This is a genomic window from Altererythrobacter sp. B11 (assembly GCF_003569745.1).
In the GTDB taxonomy this organism is placed as follows: Bacteria; Pseudomonadota; Alphaproteobacteria; order Sphingomonadales; family Sphingomonadaceae; genus Croceibacterium_C.
Window position 1 is genome coordinate 1,798,692 of sequence record NZ_AP018498.1, and the last position, 21,573, is coordinate 1,820,264.

18 protein-coding genes are annotated in these 21,573 nt (G+C 66.8%); 11 read left to right on the forward strand and 7 right to left on the reverse strand.

Features of this window, described 5'->3' with window-relative positions; genetic code table 11:
• Positions 1-91: 91 nt before the first annotated feature.
• Positions 92-1,324 (reverse strand): 23S rRNA (adenine(2503)-C(2))-methyltransferase RlmN, encoded by a 1,233-nt coding sequence (rlmN, locus tag AEB_RS08645; protein WP_119084547.1) that lies wholly within the window; start codon positions 1,322-1,324, stop codon positions 92-94.
• A gap of 264 nt (positions 1,325-1,588) precedes the next feature.
• On the opposite strand from rlmN, the gene AEB_RS08650 reads away from it, so the two are divergent.
• Positions 1,589-2,248, forward strand: a complete 660-nt coding sequence (locus AEB_RS08650; RefSeq protein ID WP_119082826.1) for an outer membrane protein — start codon at positions 1,589-1,591, stop codon at positions 2,246-2,248.
• 63 nt (positions 2,249-2,311) lie between these two features.
• Here the strand turns inward: AEB_RS08650 and AEB_RS08655 are convergent, their stop codons facing one another.
• Genes AEB_RS08655 through AEB_RS08665 form a run of 3 tightly spaced genes read right to left on the reverse strand, consistent with a single transcriptional unit; the run spans position 2,312 to position 3,223 of the window.
• Positions 2,312-2,794, reverse strand: coding sequence for an invasion associated locus B family protein (locus tag AEB_RS08655; protein WP_119082827.1), 483 nt, complete (start codon positions 2,792-2,794; stop codon positions 2,312-2,314).
• 46 nt (positions 2,795-2,840) lie between these two features.
• The gene (locus AEB_RS08660; protein WP_119082828.1) at positions 2,841-3,044 is read right to left on the reverse strand and encodes a hypothetical protein; all 204 of its coding nucleotides are present in this window, start codon (positions 3,042-3,044) and stop codon (positions 2,841-2,843) included.
• Complete coding sequence (locus AEB_RS08665) at positions 3,044-3,223, reverse strand: DUF4169 family protein (protein WP_119082829.1); 180 nt, start codon at positions 3,221-3,223, stop codon at positions 3,044-3,046. The genes AEB_RS08660 and AEB_RS08665 overlap by 1 nt, the downstream gene beginning before the upstream one ends.
• 106 nt (positions 3,224-3,329) lie before the next feature.
• Between AEB_RS08665 and AEB_RS08670 the strand changes: the two genes are divergently transcribed.
• Positions 3,330-4,490 (forward strand): DUF3734 domain-containing protein, encoded by a 1,161-nt coding sequence (locus tag AEB_RS08670; RefSeq protein WP_119082830.1) that lies wholly within the window; start codon positions 3,330-3,332, stop codon positions 4,488-4,490.
• Here AEB_RS08670 and AEB_RS08675 read toward each other — a convergent pair.
• Together AEB_RS08675 and AEB_RS08680 are read right to left on the reverse strand one after the other, a co-directional pair.
• Entirely contained in the window at positions 4,474-4,956 is a 483-nt protein-coding gene (locus tag AEB_RS08675; RefSeq protein WP_119082831.1) for a GreA/GreB family elongation factor, read from the reverse strand. The two genes, AEB_RS08670 and AEB_RS08675, sit on opposite strands and share 17 nt — an antisense overlap.
• Before the next feature lie 17 nt (positions 4,957-4,973).
• Positions 4,974-6,926, reverse strand: coding sequence for a lytic transglycosylase domain-containing protein (locus tag AEB_RS08680; RefSeq protein WP_231958968.1), 1,953 nt, complete (start codon positions 6,924-6,926; stop codon positions 4,974-4,976).
• A 104-nt stretch (positions 6,927-7,030) separates the two neighbouring features.
• Here AEB_RS08680 and dapA point away from each other — a divergent pair, with 104 nt between their 5' ends.
• The 9 genes from dapA (at position 7,031) to alaS (ending at position 19,696) form a co-directional block, all read left to right on the forward strand.
• A complete protein-coding gene (gene dapA, locus AEB_RS08685) occupies positions 7,031-7,912 on the forward strand; it encodes a 4-hydroxy-tetrahydrodipicolinate synthase (protein WP_119082832.1) in 882 nt (293 codons plus the stop codon).
• Positions 7,913-7,976: 64 nt separating this feature from the next.
• On the forward strand, positions 7,977-8,459 hold the full coding sequence (smpB, locus tag AEB_RS08690; RefSeq protein WP_119082833.1) for an SsrA-binding protein SmpB: 483 nt from the start codon (positions 7,977-7,979) through the stop codon (positions 8,457-8,459).
• A gap of 138 nt (positions 8,460-8,597) precedes the next feature.
• Positions 8,598-9,116: a DUF2062 domain-containing protein gene (locus AEB_RS08695; protein ID WP_119084549.1), complete on the forward strand. Its 519-nt coding sequence runs from the start codon at positions 8,598-8,600 to the stop codon at positions 9,114-9,116.
• Positions 9,113-11,566 carry a hybrid sensor histidine kinase/response regulator gene (locus AEB_RS08700; RefSeq protein WP_119082834.1) on the forward strand — a complete coding sequence of 818 codons (2,454 nt, stop codon included), beginning with the start codon at positions 9,113-9,115 and terminating at the stop codon, positions 11,564-11,566. The genes AEB_RS08695 and AEB_RS08700 overlap by 4 nt, the downstream gene beginning before the upstream one ends.
• A 76-nt stretch (positions 11,567-11,642) precedes the next feature.
• Complete coding sequence (locus AEB_RS08705) at positions 11,643-13,145, forward strand: DUF4139 domain-containing protein (protein WP_119082835.1); 1,503 nt, start codon at positions 11,643-11,645, stop codon at positions 13,143-13,145.
• Positions 13,146-13,149: 4 nt separating this feature from the next.
• Positions 13,150-14,760: a DUF4139 domain-containing protein gene (locus tag AEB_RS08710; RefSeq protein WP_119082836.1), complete on the forward strand. Its 1,611-nt coding sequence runs from the start codon at positions 13,150-13,152 to the stop codon at positions 14,758-14,760.
• A gap of 104 nt (positions 14,761-14,864) precedes the next feature.
• Positions 14,865-15,932 carry a recombinase RecA gene (gene recA / locus AEB_RS08715; RefSeq protein WP_119082837.1) on the forward strand — a complete coding sequence of 356 codons (1,068 nt, stop codon included), beginning with the start codon at positions 14,865-14,867 and terminating at the stop codon, positions 15,930-15,932.
• A gap of 172 nt (positions 15,933-16,104) precedes the next feature.
• A complete protein-coding gene (locus AEB_RS08720; RefSeq protein ID WP_119082838.1) occupies positions 16,105-16,935 on the forward strand; it encodes a class I SAM-dependent methyltransferase in 831 nt (276 codons plus the stop codon).
• Positions 16,936-17,020: 85 nt separating this feature from the next.
• Positions 17,021-19,696 carry an alanine--tRNA ligase gene (gene alaS / locus AEB_RS08725; RefSeq protein WP_119082839.1) on the forward strand — a complete coding sequence of 892 codons (2,676 nt, stop codon included), beginning with the start codon at positions 17,021-17,023 and terminating at the stop codon, positions 19,694-19,696.
• 33 nt (positions 19,697-19,729) lie between these two features.
• Here the strand turns inward: alaS and AEB_RS08730 are convergent, their stop codons facing one another.
• Positions 19,730-21,505: a cation:proton antiporter domain-containing protein gene (locus tag AEB_RS08730; protein ID WP_119082840.1), complete on the reverse strand. Its 1,776-nt coding sequence runs from the start codon at positions 21,503-21,505 to the stop codon at positions 19,730-19,732.
• Between the last annotated feature and the right edge of the window lie 68 nt (positions 21,506-21,573).

Genomic DNA, 21,573 nt, shown 5'->3' on the forward strand with positions numbered 1-21,573 from the left:
TCGGGGACTAACCGTTGATTCTTACACGCGTGTGCGTTCTATCTGGCTGAAATAGGTCCGCTTTCTGACTGCGGGCCAACAGGGCGCCCGGTCAGGCGCTTTCGGTGCTTTCCCGGTCGCGCTCGGCCCGGCTCTTTTTCTCCGCCGCCGTGCGCAGCTGCCCGCAGGCCGCATCGATATCGCGCCCGCGCGGGGTGCGAACCGGGGCGCTGATGCCGGCTTCGAAGACGATGTCGGAGAAGCGGCGCACCCGCTCCGGCGTCGAACATTCATAGGGCGCGCCTGGCCAGGGATTGAACGGAATGAGGTTCACCTTGGCCGGCAGCCGGAACTGCTTGAGCAGCCGCACCAGCTCGCGCGCATCCTCGTCGCTGTCGTTCTTGTCCCTCAGCATCACATATTCGAAGGTGATGCGCCGGGCGTTGGAGGCGCCGGGATAGGCGGCGCAGGCCTCCAGCAGTTCCTCGATGCCGTATTTGCGGTTCAGCGGCACGATCTCGTCGCGCACTTCCTTGCTCACGGCATGGAGCGAGACGGCGAGATTGACGCCGATCTCTTCGCCGCAGCGCGCCATCATCGGCACCACGCCGCTGGTGGAAAGCGTGATCCGCCGCTTGGAGAGGGCGAGGCCATCCCCGTCCATCACCAGCTTCAACGCATCGCGCACATTGTCGAAATTATACAGCGGCTCGCCCATGCCCATCATCACGATGTTGGTGAGCAGGCGGCCGTCGGCGCTGTATTCGGCCGCCGTCTCCTCCTCGGGCATGTCCATCCGGCCCTTGGGCCATTCACCCAGCGCATCGCGCGCGAGCATGACCTGGCCCACGATCTCGCCCGGCGTCAGATTGCGCACCAGCCGCATGGTTCCGGTGTGGCAGAAACGGCAATTGAGCGTGCAGCCCACCTGACTCGAAACGCACAGCGTGCCGCGATCCGCATCGGGGATGAACACCGTTTCGAAATCGTGGCCGTCCGCCGTGCGCAGCAGCCATTTGCGCGTTCCGTCGGTGGAATGCTGCGCTTCCACAACCTCGGGCCGGCCGATCACGAAGCGTTCCGCCAGCCAGGGGCGCATGGTCTTGGCGATGTCGGTCATCGCCTCGAAATCCGTCACGCCCCGATGATAGAGCCAGTGGAACACCTGCTTGGCGCGCAGCCGCGCCTGCTTCGCATCGAGCCCGGCTTCTGCCAGCAGTTCGGCGATGCGTGGGCGGGGCAGGCCCATCAGATCGACACGGCCATCGGCCCGCGGAGTGATCTCACGCGGGGCGGGAACCGGATCAACCTGTCCGGGGATGCTCATCAATGCGGTATCGGCCATGGCGGGCATATAGGGCCTGCGGCCCGCGCGCGCCAGATGAGCGCGCGCAACACACGCCAGCACCCGCGATCCCGCGCGAATGCTGCACTGCCGCAATATGTTCCCGCATCCTATCGCATTGCAGCAACAGTTCGTCGCCAAATGTGTTGCAGAAAAACATCACGTTTTTCGTTGTGTTACGTTCATGAAACTTTCGACCAATCGTCACCATTTGAGGGGTCCGCGGCGCATGGCCGCGAACTTAGAAGTGAATGGAGTACAACGATGAAAAAGGGTCTCGCACTGATCGCCGCCGGTTCCATGGCGGCAGTCGCTACGCCGGCTTTCGCTCAGGATTCCGATTTCTCCGGTCCCTGGGTTGCAGGCATCGCAGGCTATGACATCAACAAGGCCGGCAGCACGCAGGACGACGATTTCAACGTGGATCGCGACGAGAGCGTCGAAGGCCTGACCTATGGCGGCGCCATTGGTTACGACATGGATTTCGGCAACTTCGTCCTCGGTGCGGAAGCGGAACTGACCGATTCCACCGCCGATTCCGACTATGACAACGATTTCGAGACCTTCGGGCTCGGCCGCGTTGACGCTGGCCGCGACATCTATGTGGGCGCACGCGCCGGCTTCAAGCTGGCCCCGCAGACCATGCTTTACACCAAGGCTGGCTACACCAACGCGCGCTTCAACTATGTCGGCACCGATGGTGACACGGACTATCGCACCCACCTCGACGCGGACGGCTTCCGTCTGGGCGCCGGTGTGGAACAGAAGTTCGGTTCCAACGCCTTCGGTCGCCTGGAATATCGCTATTCCAACTACAGCAAGGGTGAACTCGACTTCGAAGCCGAGAACATCCCCGATAGCGACCGGTTCGACCTCGACACCGATCGTCACCAGATCGTGGCCGCGGTGGGCTGGCGCTTCTAAGCGCTTGCCAATCTGACAGGCTGAGAGCGGGCCGGGAGAGCGATCTCCCGGCCCGTTTTCGTTTCAGCCGATGCGCGCGCAGCCCACCGTGGCGGCATCCATCGCGGTCGCAGCGCCCGCCAGGCTGTAGCTGTCGGAAAAGCGCCGCCCCGCGCTGTCGCGGGCGGTGATCCACATGCGCGTTTCCGCCCGCATCGCCGCGACGATCGCCGCATCCATCCGCTGATCCTCCGCCCAGGCATCCCCCCCGCCGCCGACCAGGCGGAAGCGGCTGTTCCCGATGCGCAGCGTGATCGTGGCAGAAGGGGCGAGCGAGCGGGACAGGCGAAAATGGACCTGCCCCCGCAGCTTGCGCGCCGGCCAGGTGCCCACGCTGGCATAGGGCGCATAGTCTCGCGCGGATTCCTCCGCCGCCGCAATCGCATAGCAGCGCGGCACCCCCGGATCACGGAACGCCGCCCAATCGCTGAACACGCCAAGGCTGTCCTTCGCCGCGAGCGGAACCGACACAGCGGCAAGCAGCAGGGCGATTATCAAGCGACGCATCCCCCGCTCCATATCCCGCCCCGAGCCCAGCGCAAAGTGGGGCCGCTCAGCCCTCCAGCAGGTCGAGATAGGCGACCACGTCGTTGTCGGTGGCGAGGAAGAGGGTTTCCTGCTCTTCCTCGCTCTGCTGCGCGGCGATGCGCATGGCTTCGGCGAGGGGGCCGTAGAACAGGGTTTCGGCAGCGCCGCCTTCGCTTTGGCCGTCGAGCCGGTACAGGCGGACGGTGGCGTCCTCCGAGGTGGTGCGCATCAGTCGCGGTCCAGCCGGGCGCCGTCGAGAGTGCGGGCGATGCCATCCCGTTCGGCCTTCGCCTGCGCTGTGGCGCCCTTGCTCTGGCCGAAGCGGGCGCGGTTCTGCGCGGCTTCGGCTTCTTTCCCGGCGCGGCGGGCAGCCTTGCGGGCCATGCGCAGGTTTACGATCTCGGCCATGGTGCCAACCTCCTGACCTTGGCCTAGCCGGGCGGGGACCCGCGGCCAAGCGGTTTGCAGGGGTTCGCGTGTTGCATTGCAGCATAAGACGCATCACATTGCACGCATGGCCAGAACGACCCGCGCTGAATCGCAGCATGAGCCCGTCTATCTCGTCCTGCAGGGCGGGGGCGCGCTGGGCGCCTATCAGGCCGGCGTGTTCGAAGCGCTGGAGGAGCATGGCCATGCGCCCGAATGGGTGGCCGGCATGTCGATCGGTGCGATCAATTGCGCGATCATCGCCGGCAATCCCCCGGAGGAGCGGCTGGAGAAGCTGCGCACCTTCTGGGATCGGGTGTCGAGCCTGGTGACGTTCGAATGGCCCTCGCCCGAAGGCATCGGGCGGCGCTGGTTCAACGAGGCGTCCGCCGCCACCACGGCGCTGTCCGGTGCCCCCGGCTTCTTCACCCCGCGCTTCCCGCCGCCCTTCGCCAGCCCGCCCGGCGGGGATGAGGCGATCAGCTTCTACGACACGGCGCCGCTGCGCGAGACGCTGCTGGAACTGGTGGATTTCAAACGCCTCAACAATGATGGCGTGCGGTTCAGCGTGGGCGCGGTGAATGTCGTGACCGGCAATTTCGCCTATTTCGACAGCCGCCAGATCGAAATCCGGCCGGAGCATATCATGGCCAGCGGCGCGCTGCCGCCGGGCTTCCCGCCGGTGAAGATCGGCAGCGACTATTACTGGGATGGCGGCCTCGTCTCCAACACGCCGCTGCAATATGTGCTGGACAACAAGGTTCCCGGGGATGCCATCGCCTTCCAGGTGGATCTGTTCAGCGCCCGCGGGGCGATGCCTGAGACACTGGCCGACGTGCTGCAGCGGGAAAAGGACATCCGCTATTCCAGCCGGACCCGGATGAACACCGACATGGAACGGCAGTTGCTGGACATGCGCGCGGCGGCCGCGCGGCTGGTCGGCAAGCTGCCGCCGGAACTGCGCGACGATCCCGATGCGCGGCTGCTGGCCCAGTGCCGGCCGGAAGGGACGATCAGCGTCGTCCACCTGATCAACCGGGGCGAGATGTTCGAAACCCAGTCCAAGGATTACGAATTTTCCCGGCTCACGGTGCAGACCCATTGGGAGCATGGCCGGCACGATGCGAAGCATTCGCTGGAACATTGGGCGTGGAAGAACCGCAAGCGCAACGGCGGCGGTGTGGTGACCTATGATCTGGCGCGGGGCCGGGCGCGGGTGAACGGCAAGGTGGTCAGCCGGGATAGCTGATCGCAACCACTTCCCATTCCTTCTCCCCCGTGGGCAGGCGCACGGTGCGCAGATCGCCCATGCCGGCGCCGCGTAGGGCGCGGGCGATGGGGGCGCTCCAACCCACTTTCCCGGCAGCGGCATCCTGCTCGTCATCCCCCACCAGCGTGAGCGTCCGCTCCGCGTCATCCTCGTCCGCGATGGTGACGGTGGCGCCGAACCACACGCGGGTGCGGTCGGGCTGCTCTGCCGGATCGATGACCTTGGCCGCCTTCATGCGCCGGGCGAGATGGGCGAGTTCGCGGTCGATCTCGCGCATGCGCTTGCGGCCATAGAGGTAATCGCCGTTCTCGCTGCGGTCGCCATTGCCCGCCGCCCAGCTGACGATCTCCACGATTGCCGGCCGCTCGGTGCCGAGCAGATGGTCATAGCGCGCCTTCAGCGCGGCAATGCCGGCTGGGGTGATCGGATTGGTGGCGGGTTTCAACGCGGAATCAGCGGCTGTCAGCGGAGGAAATCATCCAGCGCCCGCGGGCGGCCGGCACTCGCCTTGTCCGGATAGAGCGCTTCATAGACCACGGCGTTTTCCAGCACGCGCTGCACGTAATTGCGCGTCTCGAAGAAGGGGATCTGCTCGATCCAGTCCAGCCACTTCACCGCGCCGGTGCGCGGATCGCCATTCTGGCTCAGCCATTTGTTCACATTGCCCGGCCCCGCATTGTAGGCCGCGATCGCCAGCGGATAGCTGCCGTAGCGGGCATAGAGCCGCTGGAAATGATTGCTGCCCAGCCGCAGATTGTAGGACGGGTCTTCCACCAGCGAGGCGGAGAGATAGGTGATCCCCGCCTTGCCCGCCTCTTCCTGCGCGGTGGCCGGCATCAGCTGCATCAGGCCGCGCGCGCCGGCATGGCTGATGGCGTTCTGGGCAAACTGGCTTTCCTGCCGGGCGATGGCGTGGACCATCGTCCAGTCCGTGCCCTGCGGCGGCACCAGCGTGGGGAAGCCGATGCGGGTGAAGCCACGATAGCCGTGGGAGGCTGCGGCATCGAGCAGGTTCACCGCCAGGTCGCGGCGGCCGATGTCGCGCGCCAGTTCGGCCACCAGCACATGCTGTTCTTCCGTCTCGGCCTGATCGGCGATCGCGCGGTAGAAGCGGATGCCCTGGCTCCACGGCGCATCGCGGGCGACTTCGGTCACAGCTGCGGTCAGCGGCTGCGCGCGGAAGGCGGCGCGCTCGGCCGCACTGGGCGTGGCGGCCGGCGCATCGGCAAAGGCGGGGAGCGGGCGGCCGAGATCCTTCAGCGCCATCAGCCCGTAAAATCGATCCGGATAGGCGGCGGCCATTTCCAGATAGCGGCGCGCGTCGCCTTCGTTGCCGGCCAGCCGGGCGGCATGGCCGGCCCAGTAGAAGCCCTTGGACCGGGTCTGCGCCGTCTGCGCGGCGGCGCCGTAGCGATAGAACAGCGGCGCGGCGCTGGCCGGGTCGTTCAGTTCCCACAGGGAACGCGTGCCGCCGAGCCACATCAGCGAGGTGTAATCGTCGCGCAAGCGATAGCTCTTGGCCGAGATATCCTCGCCCGGCGCGAATGCATCGTCCACCGAAGCGGCAATCTGCTGCGCCGAGCGCGCGCTGCCGAGCTTGGCGACATTGAGCAATTCGCCCACCCACGCCGTCTCGTCGAACGGCCGGGCGGAGAGGGTGGGGCGGGTGGCGAGGAGAGCCACCGCTTCCTGCGGCCGGCCTTCCAGCCGCAATTCGCGGCTGCGGTTGAACAGATAGCCGGCGTCGTTGCGGGCGCCGGGCGCCACGGTCGCGCCATCGCCGCCCTGCAGGATCGCGAGGCGGGCGAGGAACAGCGGTTGCCGTGCGGGCGAGGTGCGCGGCAACTGCCGCTCCGCCCCGGCGCGGTCGCGCTGCCACAGCAGCGCGTCCATCCGGGCATCGTGATCGTCGGCGGTGAAGCCTGCGCCATACATGGCGAAGATCGAGGCGGCGGCGGTGTCGCTCATCTCCCCGCCGCGCCAGGCCTGGCGGGCCACGGCGGCCGCCTCTGCCGGGCGCGCCGCCATCAGCGCCAGCGCATAATGGGCCACGCCGTAATTGGTCAGCGGCGGATAGCGGTCGAAAAAGGCCAGCGCCGATTGCGGATCGACGAATTCTTCCCGCAGCCGCCCTTCGGCATAGAGCCGCAGGCGGTTTTCATCCGGAAAGCCCGGATAGGAGAGCAGGAAGCCGGTGTAATCGTTGAAGCTGAGGTTGGAATTGGCGGTCAGCGTGCTCCAGCGCGAAACGGCCGGCGCCATGCGCCCGGGTTCGCGCGCGACCAGATTGGCGCGCGCCTCGTCCCAGTCGCTGGCTTTGTAGTCATCGCCGCTTTCGGCATAGGCAGGGGCCGACGCCGCACAGGCGGAGGCGAGGAGGGCGGTGAAGAGCGTGCTGCGAACCATGCACGACATAGTGTTGACCGGCTCCTTATCAGGGGCTTAACGGAGCGCCTTTTCCACACGGATTCTGCAGAGGCACCAGCTTCTGGTTACAGGACAAGGCGGGAGCGGTGCAAATGTTCTCTGGTTCAATTCCGGCGCTTGCCACGCCCTTTCGCCAAGGAGTTGTGGATGAGGCGGCGTTTCGCCGCTTCGTGGACTGGCAGGTGGAGAACGGATCTTCCGCGCTGGTGCCCTGCGGCACCACGGGCGAAGCCTCCACCATCGACAATGACGAGCATCACCGGGTGATCTCGCTCTGCGCGGAACAGGCGGCCGGGCGCGTGCCGGTGATCGCGGGCTGCGGCAGCAACGATACGCAGACGGCGCTGTGGCACATTCGCGAGGCGACCGATGCGGGGGCCGATGCGGCGCTGATCGTGGCGCCCTATTACAATCGACCCAGCCAGGCGGGGCTGCTGGCGCATTTTTCCTATCTGGCGGAGCGGAGCGATCTGCCGATCGTGCTCTACAATGTGCCCGGCCGCACGGTGACCGATATCTCGGCCGAGACCGTGGTGGAGCTTCACCGGCGCTTTCCGGACAAGATCGTGGCAATCAAGGATGCCAGCGGCGATCTCACCCGCATTACCGCACATCGGATGGGGGCAGGGCCGCAGTTCTGCCAGCTTTCGGGCGACGATCCGCTGGCACTGGGCGGCTATGCGTTCGGCCAGACCGGCTGCATTTCGGTGACGGCCAATGTGGCGCCGAAACTGTGCGCCACCTTCCACGCCGCCTGTGCGGACGGCAATTTCGCCCTTGCGCGCGACCTGCACGAGCGGCTGTTCCCGCTGCACCGCGCCCTGTTCGCCGATGCCAGCCCCGCGCCCACTAAATACGCCCTGTCGCGCCTGCACGACTGGTTCGATGACGAGGTGCGCCTGCCGCTGGCACCCTGCAGCCAGGCGGGGCGCGATGCGGTGGATGCGGCGCTGAAAGGGCTGGGGCTGATCTGATTTCGCGCGGCGCGGCGGGCGGGCCTTTCGTTTCGCCGCGCCCGCCCCTACATGCGGCTTCCCTATGGCGCGTCCCAAACCCTCCACCTTCGACAAGCAGAAGACCGTCGCCGAGAACCGGCGGGCGCGGTTCGACTATTTCATCGAAGAGAAATTCGAAGCGGGGATCGCGCTGTCCGGCACGGAGGTGAAGAGCCTGCGCTTTGGCGAAGGCTCCATCGCCGAAAGCTATGCCGAAGTGCGCGACGGGGAAGCCTGGCTGGTCAACGCCAATATCCCCGAATTCAGCCACGGCAATCGCTTCAATCACGAGCCGAAGCGGCCGCGCAAGCTGCTGCTGCACGGGCGCGAGATCGAGAAGCTGCTGGGCGCGGTGGAGCGCAAGGGCATGACGCTGATTCCGCTCAGCATCTATTTCAATTCCACCGGCCGCGCCAAGGTGGAGCTGGCGCTCGCCAAGGGCAAGCAGACGCATGACAAGCGCCACACGATCAAGGAACGCGACTGGCAGCGCGACAAGGCGCGCCTGATGCGCGAACGCGGCTGATCTTTTTGCGATTAGCCGCTGTTAAGCGGCGGTTTGTCCTTACTGGTTTAGGCGCCTCTTTTTCGTGGAGGCGAAAGGTGTATGGAACGCGCGATGGCTGGCGGGATCGGCAGATGGCTCAGGCGCAGGGTGCCCAAAATGCCCACGCGGGAAGAGCTTGCGGGCAATCGCTTCCTTGCGCCCATCGCGCATCGCTTCCTCAGCCCTGAACTGTGGCGCTTCACGCGCCGTTCGGTGCCGCGCGGTGTGGCTTTGGGGCTGTTTTCAGGCTTCATCGTGCCGGTGGGCCAGATCTTCCTCGCCGCTTTCCTCGCCCTGCCGGCGCGGGCCAATGTGCCGCTCGCCGCGCTGGTCACTTTCGTGACCAATCCTTTTACGCTGCCGTTCTGGCTGCTGACGGCCAACAAGGTCGGCCGTTTCGTGCTGAAGATCGATGCGGTGACGGGCGGCGTCGCGCATGGCGAGATCCAGAGCGGGCGGTGGCAGAGCTTCGGCTGGTTCCTTGAAACGGCGGGCGTCACCGCCTTCGGCTTCGTGGTGCTGTCGGTCACTTCTGCGGCGCTGGGCTATCTGGTCTCCAGCCTCGTGTGGCGCTTGATCATCGCGCGCAGATGGACGCGGCGCCCAGGGCGCTTTGCTCGCCTTCCCGCGGAATGAGTATCAAGCGACTGGGATTTACCGTCCAGCAGGGTTCAAGGCCGCTGACGGATACGCTGGCCGTGGCGGCGGCGGTGCTGGCGAGCATCGCCATGATCCAGCTCGTCACCGCCAGCGCGCTGGTGACGCTGGCCTATGCGGGCGGACTGGTGGTGCTGGGTCTGGTGGCCTTTGCTTCCGCGCGGCGCCATGCTGTGCCGCTGGATGCCGCTGCTGCCGAGATCACCGACTGGTCGGTGACCGCCTGTGCGATCGAGCAGCCCGGTTGCGCCGTTGCCATCACCGATCGCGCCAATCGGCTGGTGTGTGCCAATGCTGCCTATGAACTCTGGTTCGGCTCCGGCTACGCGCCGCCGCGCCTGCCGGTGGACGGGGCCTCCTCCGAATTGCTGAGCCGCTCCGCTCGCGCCGCCTGGCGCGACGGGGAGTGCGCCGAATTCACCATCGCCGACGAGCGGCAGACATGGACCGCCAGCGCGCAGCGGGCGGGCCGGGCCGATGAATATCTGGTGTGGCGCTTCACGCCCGTGGCGCGTTCGGAACCGCTGCAGGGCATGGGCGCGCAGATCAGCGGCATGCTGGGCGCGATGCTGAGCGCCGCCGGAATCGAAGTGGCGCTGGTTGGGGCCGATGGCGCCATCCGCACGGTCAGCCGCGGCTTTGCCCGCCGCGCCTGCGGAGACGAGACCGCCAGCCTCACCGGGCAGGAGTTCGTGTCGCTGCTGCGCGCCGATGAGCGGGACCGGATCTATTTCGCGCGCGAAGGCCGCAAGGGATCGCCGCAGATGCTGCTGCAGGTGCCGCTGGCCGATCCGGAGGCGCCGCAGCCGGCGGCGGAAGTCCCGGTGCTGATGCTGCTGCTCGACAGTGCGGCCGGCTTCGGCGGCTGGGGCACGGAAGTGTCGGGCCAGACGCCGCAGCTGGAAGGCCTGCTGGAACAATTGCCGCTTGGCCTCGCCATGACCGATCGGGACGGCCATTTCCTGTTCGCCAATCCGGCATTCCGCCGTGCCGCGGGCGTGGATGCCAAGGGGGTGCCGCCCTATCCGTCCGATCTGGTGGTGCGGCAGGACAAGACGGCCCTGTCCGATGCGGTGCGCCGTTACGCCCAGGGGCCGGCCTCCAGCGGGGACATTGCCGTGCGGCTGCGCCGCGAGCCGGACGAACCGGTTTCGCTCGGCCTTGCAGGCGTGCGCGGGCTGGGAGAGGCGGCGGTGCTGCTGAGCCTTGCCGATACCACGGAGGAAACGCGGCTGCGGCGGCAGGTGGCGCAGGCCACCAAGATGCAGGCGGTGGGCCAGCTGGCCGGGGGCGTGGCGCACGACTTCAACAATGTGCTCACCGCGATCATCGGCTATTGCGATCTCATGCTGCTGCGCCACACGCCGGGCGACAGCGATTATGACGATATCCAGCAGATCCGCGCCAATTCCAACCGCGCGGCCAGCCTGACCCGGCAGTTGCTGGCCTTTTCCCGCCAGCAGACGCTGCAGCCCGAAGTGCTGCAACTGCCCGATGTGCTGGCAGAGGTTTCGCAGCTGCTGAAGCGCCTGCTGGGCGCCAAGATCACGCTGCGGACGCATCACGACCGCAATCTGGGGCCGGTGCGCGCCGATCCGCGCCAGCTGGAGCAGGTGATCATCAACCTCGCCGTCAACGCGCGCGATGCGATCCAGGCCAAGCACGGCGAACATGCCCATGGCACGCTGAGCTTTTCCACGCGCCGGGTGGAAGCGATCGACATCCGCCGCATGGGCAGCGAGATCATTCCCGCGGGCGACTACACCGTGCTGATCGCGGAGGACACCGGCGGCGGCATCGCGCCCGAGCATCTGTCCAAGATATTCGAACCCTTCTTCACCACCAAGGAAGTGGGCAAGGGCACCGGACTGGGCCTTTCCACCGTCTATGGCATCGTCAAGCAATCGGGCGGGTTCATCTTCGCGGACAACGCCAAATTCCCCGACGGCGCGATCCGCGGGGCCCGCTTCACCATCTATCTTCCCGTCCACCACATGAGCGAGGAGGAACGGCTCAAGGTGGAGGCGGAGGAAGACGAAGAGACCCGCGAATGGTCCGGCGGCGGGCGCATCCTGCTGGTGGAGGACGAGGACATGGTGCGCGCCGTGGCCGAACGCGCGCTGGCGCGGCAGGGCTATGCGGTGGTGACCGCGAGTGACGGCGAAGAAGGGGTGGAGCTCATCCAGTCGGGCGAGGAATTCGACCTGGTGGTGAGCGATGTGGTGATGCCGAGCATGGACGGCCCGGCCATGGCGCGCGAGATCCGCAAGCTCCATCCACGGCTGCCGGTGCTGTTCATGTCCGGCTATGCCGAGGAACAACTCCGTCGCGAAATCGACATCGACGGGATGCATTTCATCGCCAAGCCGTTCAGCGTGCAACAGATCGCCCAGAAGGTGGAACAGGCGCTGCGCGCAAATCGCCGGTGAAGGCGCCGGGCGTTAAGCCGGCATAAACCGGCGGGGCGCAGCATGGCGCTCACCGTTGTCCGTGGGGGGAGAGAAGATGAGACTGCACCGCCTGGCCCTGCTGGCCGTTTCCGCCGCCGCCCTTTCCCCCGCGGCCGCGCTGGCGCAAGCCGCCTCGCCCGATGCCGCCCGCTCCGCCCAGGGCGATCTGTCGGTGACGATCTACAACAACGGCATCGCGCTGGTGCAGGATGTCCGCCAGCTGGACATTCCCGCGGGCCGCAGCACGATCGCCTTCCCCGATGTGTCCGCCCAGATCCGGCCCGAAACGCTCGGCTTCGCCGCGGATGGCACGGCGATCATCGAGCAGAACTTCGATTTCGACCTGCTGACGCCGGGCAAGATGATGGAAAAGGCCATCGGCCAGACGGTCACCCTGCTGCGCACCAATCCGGCCACCGGGGTGGAAACGCGCGAAAGGGCGAAGGTGCTGTCCACCGCCGGCGGTGTGGTGCTGCAGGTGGGCGATCACATCGAAGTGCTGCGTGACGACGGGCTGCCGGTTCGCGTGATCTTTGACGAAGTGCCCGCCAATCTGCGCGCGCGGCCGACGCTGTCAGTGACGCTGGACAGCCAGCGGGCCGGGCGCCGCCCGGCTTCCATCCGCTATCTCACCCCGGGCCTCGGCTGGGCGGCAGACTATGTCGCCCTCTATGACGAGGCACAGGGGCGGGTGAACATGCAGGGCTGGGTGACGCTGAGCAATTCCACCGGCACTACTTTCAATCAGACCAACACGTTGCTGGTGGCGGGATCGCCCATGATGCAGGCGGCGCAGCGGCCGTTCCAACCCGGCCGCACCGCACGCATGGTGCCCGGCACCGAAACCGCAGATCGGGAACAGCTGGGGGATTTCTATCTCTATCCGATCGCCGGGCGCACCACGATCGCCAACGCCCAGACGAAGCAGGTCGGCTTTCTCGATGTGGAGGGCGTGCCTGCGCGCAAGATCTATGGCCGCACGGTGGACTGGCTCGTTTCCGACGATGCGCCGGTGAACGCCACCAGCCAGATCGCCTTTTCCAGCTCACGCCAGGGCGGGCTGGGCGATGCGCTGCCGGCGGGCACGGTCCGCTTCTATCAGCGCGATGCGCAGGGCAGCCCGCAATTCATCGGCGAAAGCGCCATCGGCCACACGCCCATGGGCAGCGAACTTGCCCTCACCACGGGCGATGCCTTCGATGTCTTCGTGCAGGCCGAAGTGGAAAGCCGCGACCGCATCCCCTCCGCCGAATATGAGCGCAGCGCCCGCTATCGCGTGATCGAGAACGGGGTGGTGGCACGCGAAGTGGAGAAGGAGCGCGCGGTCGAATTCTATCGCACCACCATGCGCTACACCCTTACCAATGCGAAGCCTGCGCCGGTGGAGGTGGAATTGACCCAGGCGGGGCTCGACCACGGCTGGTGGCGGCGCGATTATCGCATCACCAGCGAGGATGTGCCGGGTGAGCAGATCAATGCCGACCAGCGCAAATACACGATCAGCGTGCCGGCGAACGGCAAGCGGATCGTGCGGGTCACCTACGAAACGCGGTATTGAGCCGATGCGCCGGGGCGCCGGTTCTCTTGCCCCCTGCAGACGCGCGGTCGCGCTGGCGCTGGGCTGCGCGGTGCTGTGGGCGCCAGCCTCCGCGCGCGAGGCGGTGGAAGCCTCCGCCCCGCAGCATCTCGCCGTTACCATCTATCGCGATCCGGACCGGAGCGAGGATGAGACGCTCGACCGGTACAACCCCCTCGGCTTTGCGGTGATCACCGAAACGCGCACCGTCACATTGCCGCCGGGCGAATCGACCATCCGCTTCACCGGCGTTGCGGAAGGCATGGTGGCGGTGAGCGCCATCGTCACCGGCCTGCCGGGCGGCACGATCGAGAAGAACCGTAACGCCGACCTGCTCAGCCCCGCCGCGCTGGTGGACGGGACGCTGGGCAATCGCGTGACCATCACGCGCACCAACCCCGCCACCGGCGGGCAGGAGAGCGAGCAGGCGGTGGTCCGCACCCGTGCCGATGGCGGGCTGGTGCTGGAAACGGAGGCGGGGTTCGAGGCAGTGCGCTGCGCCGGCCTGCCGGAGACGCTGAGCTTCGCCCATGTCCCGCCGGGACTTTCGGCGCAGCCGGTGTTCACGCTGGACACGCGCGACCCCACGGGCGGCACCTATACGGTGCAGCTCAGCTACATCGCCTGGGGCTTCGACTGGCAGGCGCATTATGTCGCCACGCTGGAGGAGGGCGGTCGCCGGAAGGCGGACACGCGCCTGCGCCTGCTCAGCTGGCTGACCTTGCTCAACGACAATGGGCAGAGCTTCCCGGATGCGGAGCTGCTGGTGGTGGCAGGGCGGCTCAATGTCGAGAGCGATTTCGCCTCGCTGGCCGAGCCCCCGCAGGCGCGGCCCCTGTCGCTCACCTGCTATCCGCTCGGCAGCACTTCCGCCGGCAGCATGCCGCCACCACCACCGCCAGCGCCCCCGCCGCCGGGGATCGCTCCGATGGCGATGGATGCGGCCATCGTGGTCACCGGCGCGCGCATCGCGCCCAAGGTGATGCAGTCGGCCGCGGGCATGGTCGCCCGGGAAGAGGATGTGGGCGATCTCAAGCTCTACCGCGTTCCCGAACCCGTGACCGTCTCCGCCAAGAGCCTCAAGCAGGTGGCTTTCCTGCAGCGCGAAGAGGTGCGCGGCCGGATGCTCTACACCGCGCGCTGCGAACCCGGCACGCTGGAGGATGCGGTGCAGCCCGCCACCCGCCTGTTCGCCACCGTGAACGACAAGCGCCACGGCCTCGGCGTGGCGCTGCCGATGGGCGGAATCAGCTTCTTCGAGCCTTCGGACAGTGGTGAGCAATTCGTCGGCGAACCGCGCCTGCGCGACCATGCCAGCGGGCAGGATGTCGAAGTCGAGCTTGGCCCGGCGTCCTCCGTCTTCACCCAGTGCCGTACGACCGACACAAGCCCTGCGGATGGCCTCGCCACGCAAATCACCATCGGCAATGCCGGTCGCAGCCCGGTTACCGTTCGCCTCACCGCCGGATCACCGCGGGAATGGAAGCTCGAAGGATTGAAGGTTTCCGTCAAGGATGGAGAGCTGGTGCAAGAGGTGACGGTGCCGGCGGGCAGCCGCCGCACGCTCCGCTGGAGCGCAATGCCTGTCCGGCCATGACGGAAAAATTTCGTTCCCCCCTTGTTCTCGTAGAACAAATGGAATACGAAGGCGCCAGTTGAAGAGTTGGCAGGCAGCTCTAGGAAACTGACGGAGGCCATGTCATGGCGGCGAGTCTGAAACTGGTAGAAGGCAAGGAAGCTAACGTGGACCGTCAGAAGGCGCTCGACGCCGCACTCGCGCAGATTGATCGGGCGTTCGGCAAGGGTTCGGCAATGAAGCTGGGCCAGAAGGAAGCCATGCAGGTGGAGGCGATCTCCACCGGCTCGCTGGGGCTGGACATTGCCCTCGGCGTGGGCGGCCTGCCCAAGGGTCGCGTGATCGAAGTGTTCGGACCGGAAAGCTCGGGCAAGACGACGCTGGCGCTGCATGTGATTGCCGAAGCGCAGCGGGCCGGCGGCACTGCGGCCTTCGTCGATGCCGAACACGCGCTGGACCCGGTCTATGCCCGCAAGCTGGGCGTCGATATCGACGAGCTCATCGTCTCGCAGCCGGATACGGGCGAACAGGCGCTGGAAATCACTGACACGCTGGTACGCTCCAACGCGATCGACGTGCTGGTGGTGGACTCGGTCGCCGCGCTGGTGCCCCGGGCCGAGATCGAAGGCGAGATGGGCGATAGCCATGTCGGCCTGCAGGCCCGACTGATGAGCCAGTCGCTGCGCAAGCTCACCGGTTCGATCAGCCGGTCCAAGTGCATGGTGATCTTCATCAACCAGCTGCGCATGAAGATCGGCGTGATGTACGGCAATCCGGAAACCACCACCGGCGGCAATGCGCTGAAGTTCTACGCCTCCGTCCGCCTCGATATCCGCCGCACCGGCCAGATCAAGGATCGGGACGATATCATCGGCAACTCCACCCGCGTGAAGGTGGTGAAGAACAAGGTCGCTCCGCCGTTCAAGCAGGTGGAATTCGACATCATGTATGGCGAAGGCATTTCCAAGATCGGCGAGATCCTCGATCTCGGCGTGAAGGCGGGCCTGGTGGAAAAGTCGGGCAGCTGGTTCAGCTATGACAGCATCCGCATCGGCCAGGGCCGGGAGAACGCCAAGACCTACCTCAAGGAAAATCGCGAGATTTGCGACAGGTTGGAAGCTGCGATCCGCAGCCGCACCGATGCCGTCGCCGAGGAGATGATGACGGGCCCGGACGCGGAACCCGACAGCTGATCCTCAAGAAGCCATCCGTCCGGTGAGGGCGGATGTGCTTGCGGAACCGGAGCCGGCGCGGAACACCCTGCGGGGCCTGCGCCGGCTTCTCCGCGTCTGGCTTCTGCCCATTTCTGTGTGCTTTCTTTCCACCGCCTGCCTGCTACTTTGCCGCTTCTGATCGAAGCGGGGAATGCGAGTGGCGCAGGTGCATGAATGGTCGGGCAAGACCGGGGAGATCTGGGCGGCCGAGTGGCGCCGGACCGACCGAAGCTTCGGCGCACTGACGGAGCAATTGCTCGGCCGCATCCATCAGGCAGGCTTCCGGCAAGCGCTGGATATTGGTTGCGGCGCCGGCGAATTGTCGCTCGCGCTGGGCCGCGCTGCCCCTGCCGCGCAGATCCTCGGCGTGGATGTCTCGCCCGCGCTTGTCGCGATCGCGCAGGAGCGCGGGGCTAATCTCGCCAATGTTTCTTTTGCCGAGGGGGATGCCGCCCGCTGGCGGCCCGCGCCGGGCTTCGCGCCCGACCTGCTCGTCTCCCGCCACGGCGTGATGTTCTTTGCCGATCCGCCGGCGGCCTTCGCCAATCTGGCCGCGCTGGCTGCGCCGGAGGCGCGGCTGCTGTTTTCCTGCTTCCGCGATCCGGCGGACAACCCCTTCTTCACCGAAGTGAACCGGCTGCTCCCGCAGGCTGAGGCCCCGCGCGATCCGCATGCTGCCGGCCCCTTCGCCTTCGCCGATCCCGCGCATGTGGAAGCGATCCTCAACGCCGGGGGCTGGCAGGACTGCCGCTTCGAACCGGTCGATTTCGGCATGGTGGTCGGCGGCGGCGAGGATCCCGTTGAGGACACGGTCGCTTATTACTCGGTCATCGGCCCGGCCGCGCGCAGCCTTGCTGAAATGCCTGCCGCGGAGAGGGAAGAGCTATTCGATTCCATTCGCGCGCTCGCGCGCCGCAATCTGCACGAAGGGCTCGTCGTTCTCCGCGCCGCGGCGTGGATCGTCAGCGCGCGCAAGGGCTGATTGCCGCTGATCAAACCCGCCGGACACTGCTACGCGCTTAATCGGCTTGTCGTGGGCGCTTGCCGGCCCTAATTCGCTAGGCACGATGAACTCAACCAACGATATTCGCCGCAGTTTCCTCGAATACTTCGCGGCCAACGAGCATGCCGTGCGTCCGTCCGCGCCGCTCGTCCCCTATAACGATCCCACGCTGATGTTCGTGAACGCGGGCATGGTGCCGTTCAAGAACGTCTTCACGGGGCTGGAAGCCGCGCCCGCACCGCGCGCCACCAGCAGCCAGAAATGCGTGCGCGCCGGCGGCAAGCACAATGATCTGGACAATGTGGGCTACACCGCGCGGCACCACACCTTCTTCGAAATGCTGGGGAATTTCTCCTTCGGCGATTACTTCAAGGAACAGGCGATCCTCCACGCCTGGACCCTGCTGGTGAAGGAATGGGGCCTGGCGAAGGACCGGCTCAGCGTCACCGTCTATCACGATGACGATGAAGCCTTCGCCCTGTGGCGCAAGATTTCCGGCCTGCCGGAAGAGCGGATCATCCGCATCGCCACCAGCGACAATTTCTGGTCCATGGGCGACACCGGCCCCTGCGGCCCGTGCAGCGAAGTGTTCTATGACCATGGGGATCACATCCCCGGCGGCCCGCCCGGATCGCCGGACGAGGATGGCGATCGCTTCATCGAGATCTGGAACCTGGTGTTCATGCAGTTCGACCAGATGGCCGACGGCATCCGCACCGAACTGCCGCGCCCCAGCATCGACACGGGCATGGGGCTGGAACGCATCGCCGCGGTGATGCAGGGCGTGCATGACAATTACGATATCGACACCTTCCGCGCGCTGATCGGGGCGTCGGAGGACCTCACCGGCGTGAAGGCCGAAGGCGCGCAGCAGGCCAGCCACCGGGTGATCGCCGATCACCTGCGCTCCACCAGCTTCCTTATCGCCGATGGCGTGCTGCCGTCCAACGAAGGGCGCGGCTATGTGCTGCGGCGGATCATGCGCCGCGCCATGCGCCATGCGCATCTGCTGGGCGCCAGCCGCCCCCTGATGCACCGCCTGGTGCCCGAACTCGTCACGGAGATGGGCCAGGCCTATCCCGAGCTGTCACGCGCGCAGGCGCTGATCCAGGAAGTGCTGGAGCGCGAGGAAACCCGCTTCCGCCAGACGCTGGAGAAAGGCCTGCGCCTGCTCGATGAGGCGACGGTGGGGCTGGGCTCGGGCGACGAATTGCCGGGCGACACGGCGTTCAAGCTCTATGACACCTATGGCTTCCCCTACGATCTCACCGTCGATGCCCTGCGTCCCCGCGGGATCGAGGTGGACCGGCCCGGCTTCGATGCCGCCATGGAACAGCAGAAGGCCGCCGCCCGCGCCGCGTGGAAGGGCTCCGGTGCGGCCGCCGATGGCGAAGTGTGGTTCGACATTGCCGAGCGCGAAGATTCCACCGAGTTCACCGGCTATGCGGCCCATGACGGCGAAGGCCGCGTGGTCGCGCTGGTGGTGGACGGGCAGGAAGTGCAGCGGGCGAATGCCGGCAGCGAAGTGGCCGTGCTCACCAACCAGACGCCGTTCTACGGCGAAAGCGGCGGCCAGGCGGGCGACAGCGGCACGATCCTGGGCGAAGACGGCCTGTCGATCGTGGTCAGCGGGACCAGCAAGCCGCTGGGCCGGCTGCATGCCATGCAGGGCCGCGTCGAAAGCGGCAGCATCGCCGTGGGCGATACGGTGCGGCTGAAGGTGGATGCCGAACGGCGCGATCGCATCCGTGCCAATCACTCCGCCACGCATCTGCTGCACGCCGCGCTGCGCAACCATCTGGGCGACCATGTGACGCAGAAGGGCTCGCTGGTTGCGGAAGACCGGCTGCGCTTCGACTTCTCCCACCCCAAGCCGCTGACGGCGGAGGAAATCGCCGCGGTCGAGGCCGAGGTGAATGGCGAGATCCGCCACAATGAGGAAGTCTCCACCCGGCTGATGAGCCCGGACGAAGCCATCGAGGCCGGCGCCATGGCGCTGTTCGGCGAGAAATATGGCGAGGAAGTCCGCGTGCTCTCCATGGGCCGGGGCGACTGGGGCGGCAAGGGCCGCAATTACTCGGTCGAATTGTGCGGCGGCACCCATGTGCGCGCCACGGGCGACATCGGCCTGTTCCGCATCATCTCCGAAAGCGCGGTATCCTCCGGCGTGCGGCGGATCGAGGCACTGACCGGCGAAGCTGCACGGCAGTGGCTGGTCGGCCGCGAGGAGGCGCTGAAGCATGTCGCCGCTACGCTCAAGGCCGCGCCGGACGAGGTGGAAGCCCGCGTCGCCGCGCTGGTGGACGAACGCCGCAAGCTGGAGCGGGAACTGGCCGAAGCGCGCAAGCAGCTCGCGCTGGGTGGGGGCGGCTCGGCCCCGGCCGCAGCGGACGAGGAAATCGCTGGCGTCAAATTCTCGGGCCAGGTGTTCGACGGGATGAATCCCAAGGAACTGCGCGGCCTGCTGGACGAAGCGAAGAAGCGCATGGGCTCCGGCATTGCCGCGATCGTGGCGGTGAACGAAGGGCGCGCAGCCTTTGCGGTCGCCGTGACGGAGGATCTCACCAGCCGCTTCGATGCAGTGGGCCTCGTGCGCGCCGGGGTTGCCGCGCTGGGCGGGCAGGGCGGCGGTGGCCGGGCGGACATGGCGCAGGGCGGCGGCCCGGATGGCGCCAAGGCCGCCGATGCGCTCGCCGCGGTCAGGGCCATCCTCGCCGGGGCGGAAGTACCCGCGGCTTAACGGAAACGGCGGCGGGGTGCCCCCCGCCGGCCGTCACCCCGCCTGGACGGCTGCTGATTCCGCCGTGGAGGTGCGCAGCTTGGGCTTGTGCTCCAGCGCGCCGCCTTCGCGAATACGCTCGCGATATTCGTCGCGCTTCTCGTGGATGGAGGCGATCACCGGCCCCATCGGCACGCCGAGATCGACCAGCACCGCTTCCGACAATTGCAGCGAGCTTTCCAGCGTTTCCGGCACGGCGGTGCTCGCCCCCGCGCGATAAAGCTCGGCCGCATGGAGGGAATCGCGCGCGCGTGCGATGATCGGCAGATGCGGATAGGCGGCGCGCAGCTTGCGCGTGATGCGCTGAGCCAGCACCGGTTCGTCCATGGTCAGGATCACCGCGGGGGCCCGGTCCACGCCCAGCTTGTCCAGCGCATCCATCCGCGCGGCATTGCCGAACACGGCGCGATATCCCTCGCGCTTGCAGGTCTCGATCATGTCGGCATCGGAATCGACTGCGATATAGGGCTTGCCGTGGCGGGTGAGCATCTGCGCCACCAGCCGGCCCACACGCCCGCAGCCGACGATGATCACCGGCGGCTCGCCACTCTCCGGCTCCTCGATCTCCGGCACCGGCTCCACCCGCCGGCCGAGATTGCGGCCCAGCATGGCCAACAGCGGCGTGATGGTGAGGCCGATCGCGGTGACGATCTGCCAGAACTGTGCCGTGCCGGGCTGGATCAGCAGCGCATCGGTGGCCGCCGCCAGCACGATCAGCGTGGTTTCCGATGGGCTCGCCATCAGGATGCCGGTTTCCGTTGCCGTGCTGCGCCGCGCGCCCATCAGGCGCAGCAGCACGCCCGTGACCACGGCCTTCAGCAGCAGCACGCCCACCACCGCGGCCGTGATCGTGCCGAGGTTGGCCCAGATCATCGTCAGGTCGATCCCCATGCCGACCGTGATCAGGAAAATGCCCAGCGCCAGCCCCTTGAAGGGCTCCATGATCCCTTCGACTTCGCTGTGGTATTCGGTTTCCGCGATCAGCAGGCCGGCGACCAGCGCACCCACGATGGGGGAAAGGCCGACCACGCCCGTGGCAAGGCTGGCCCCGATCACCACCAGCAGCGATGCCGCCAGGAACAGTTCCGGGCTCTTGGTCTGCGCCGCCTGCGCGAACAGACGGGGCAGGGCGAAGCGGCCAATCACCATCATGCCGATCACCACCACGGCACCGAGCCACAGCGTGTCGAACAGCCCGTCCAGCCCTTCTGCATCGGCATAGGGTGCCAGCGCGCCCAGTATGAAGATGATCGGCACGATGGCGATATCTTCGAACAGCAGCATCGACAGCGCGGCGCGCCCCACCGGCGTGTGCGTGCCCGCAATCGGCAGCACCAGCGCGGTGGAGGAGAGGGCGAGGGCGAGGCCCAGGCCCAGCGCCCCGGTCCAGTATTGCCCGAGCATGGAGAGGGAGGCCCCGAGGAGCGTGGATATGACCAGCAGTTCCAGCGCACCCAGGCCAAACACAAGCTTGCGCATGGTCCACAGCCGGTTGAACGAAAGTTCCAGCCCGATGGTGAACAGCAGCAGCACGATCCCGAATTCGGCGAAAGGCGCCAGCCGTTCGGGATCGGTGATGGTGACCCAGGTGAGCCACTCGTGATTATAGACCATCCGCCCCAGGCCATAGGGGCCGACCAGCAAGCCAACGAGAATGAAGCCGATCACCGGGGTGATGCGGAACCGCGCGAAAACCGGGATCACGATGCCTGCGGCACCGAGGATCACCAGAGCGTCGGACATGGTGGAGGAAATTGCTTCGCCGTGCATCCGGGCACTATGTGCGCCGGGGGCAGGCACGGCAATGCGCAATCACCCGGGCCGGAGCCGCGGCTGCG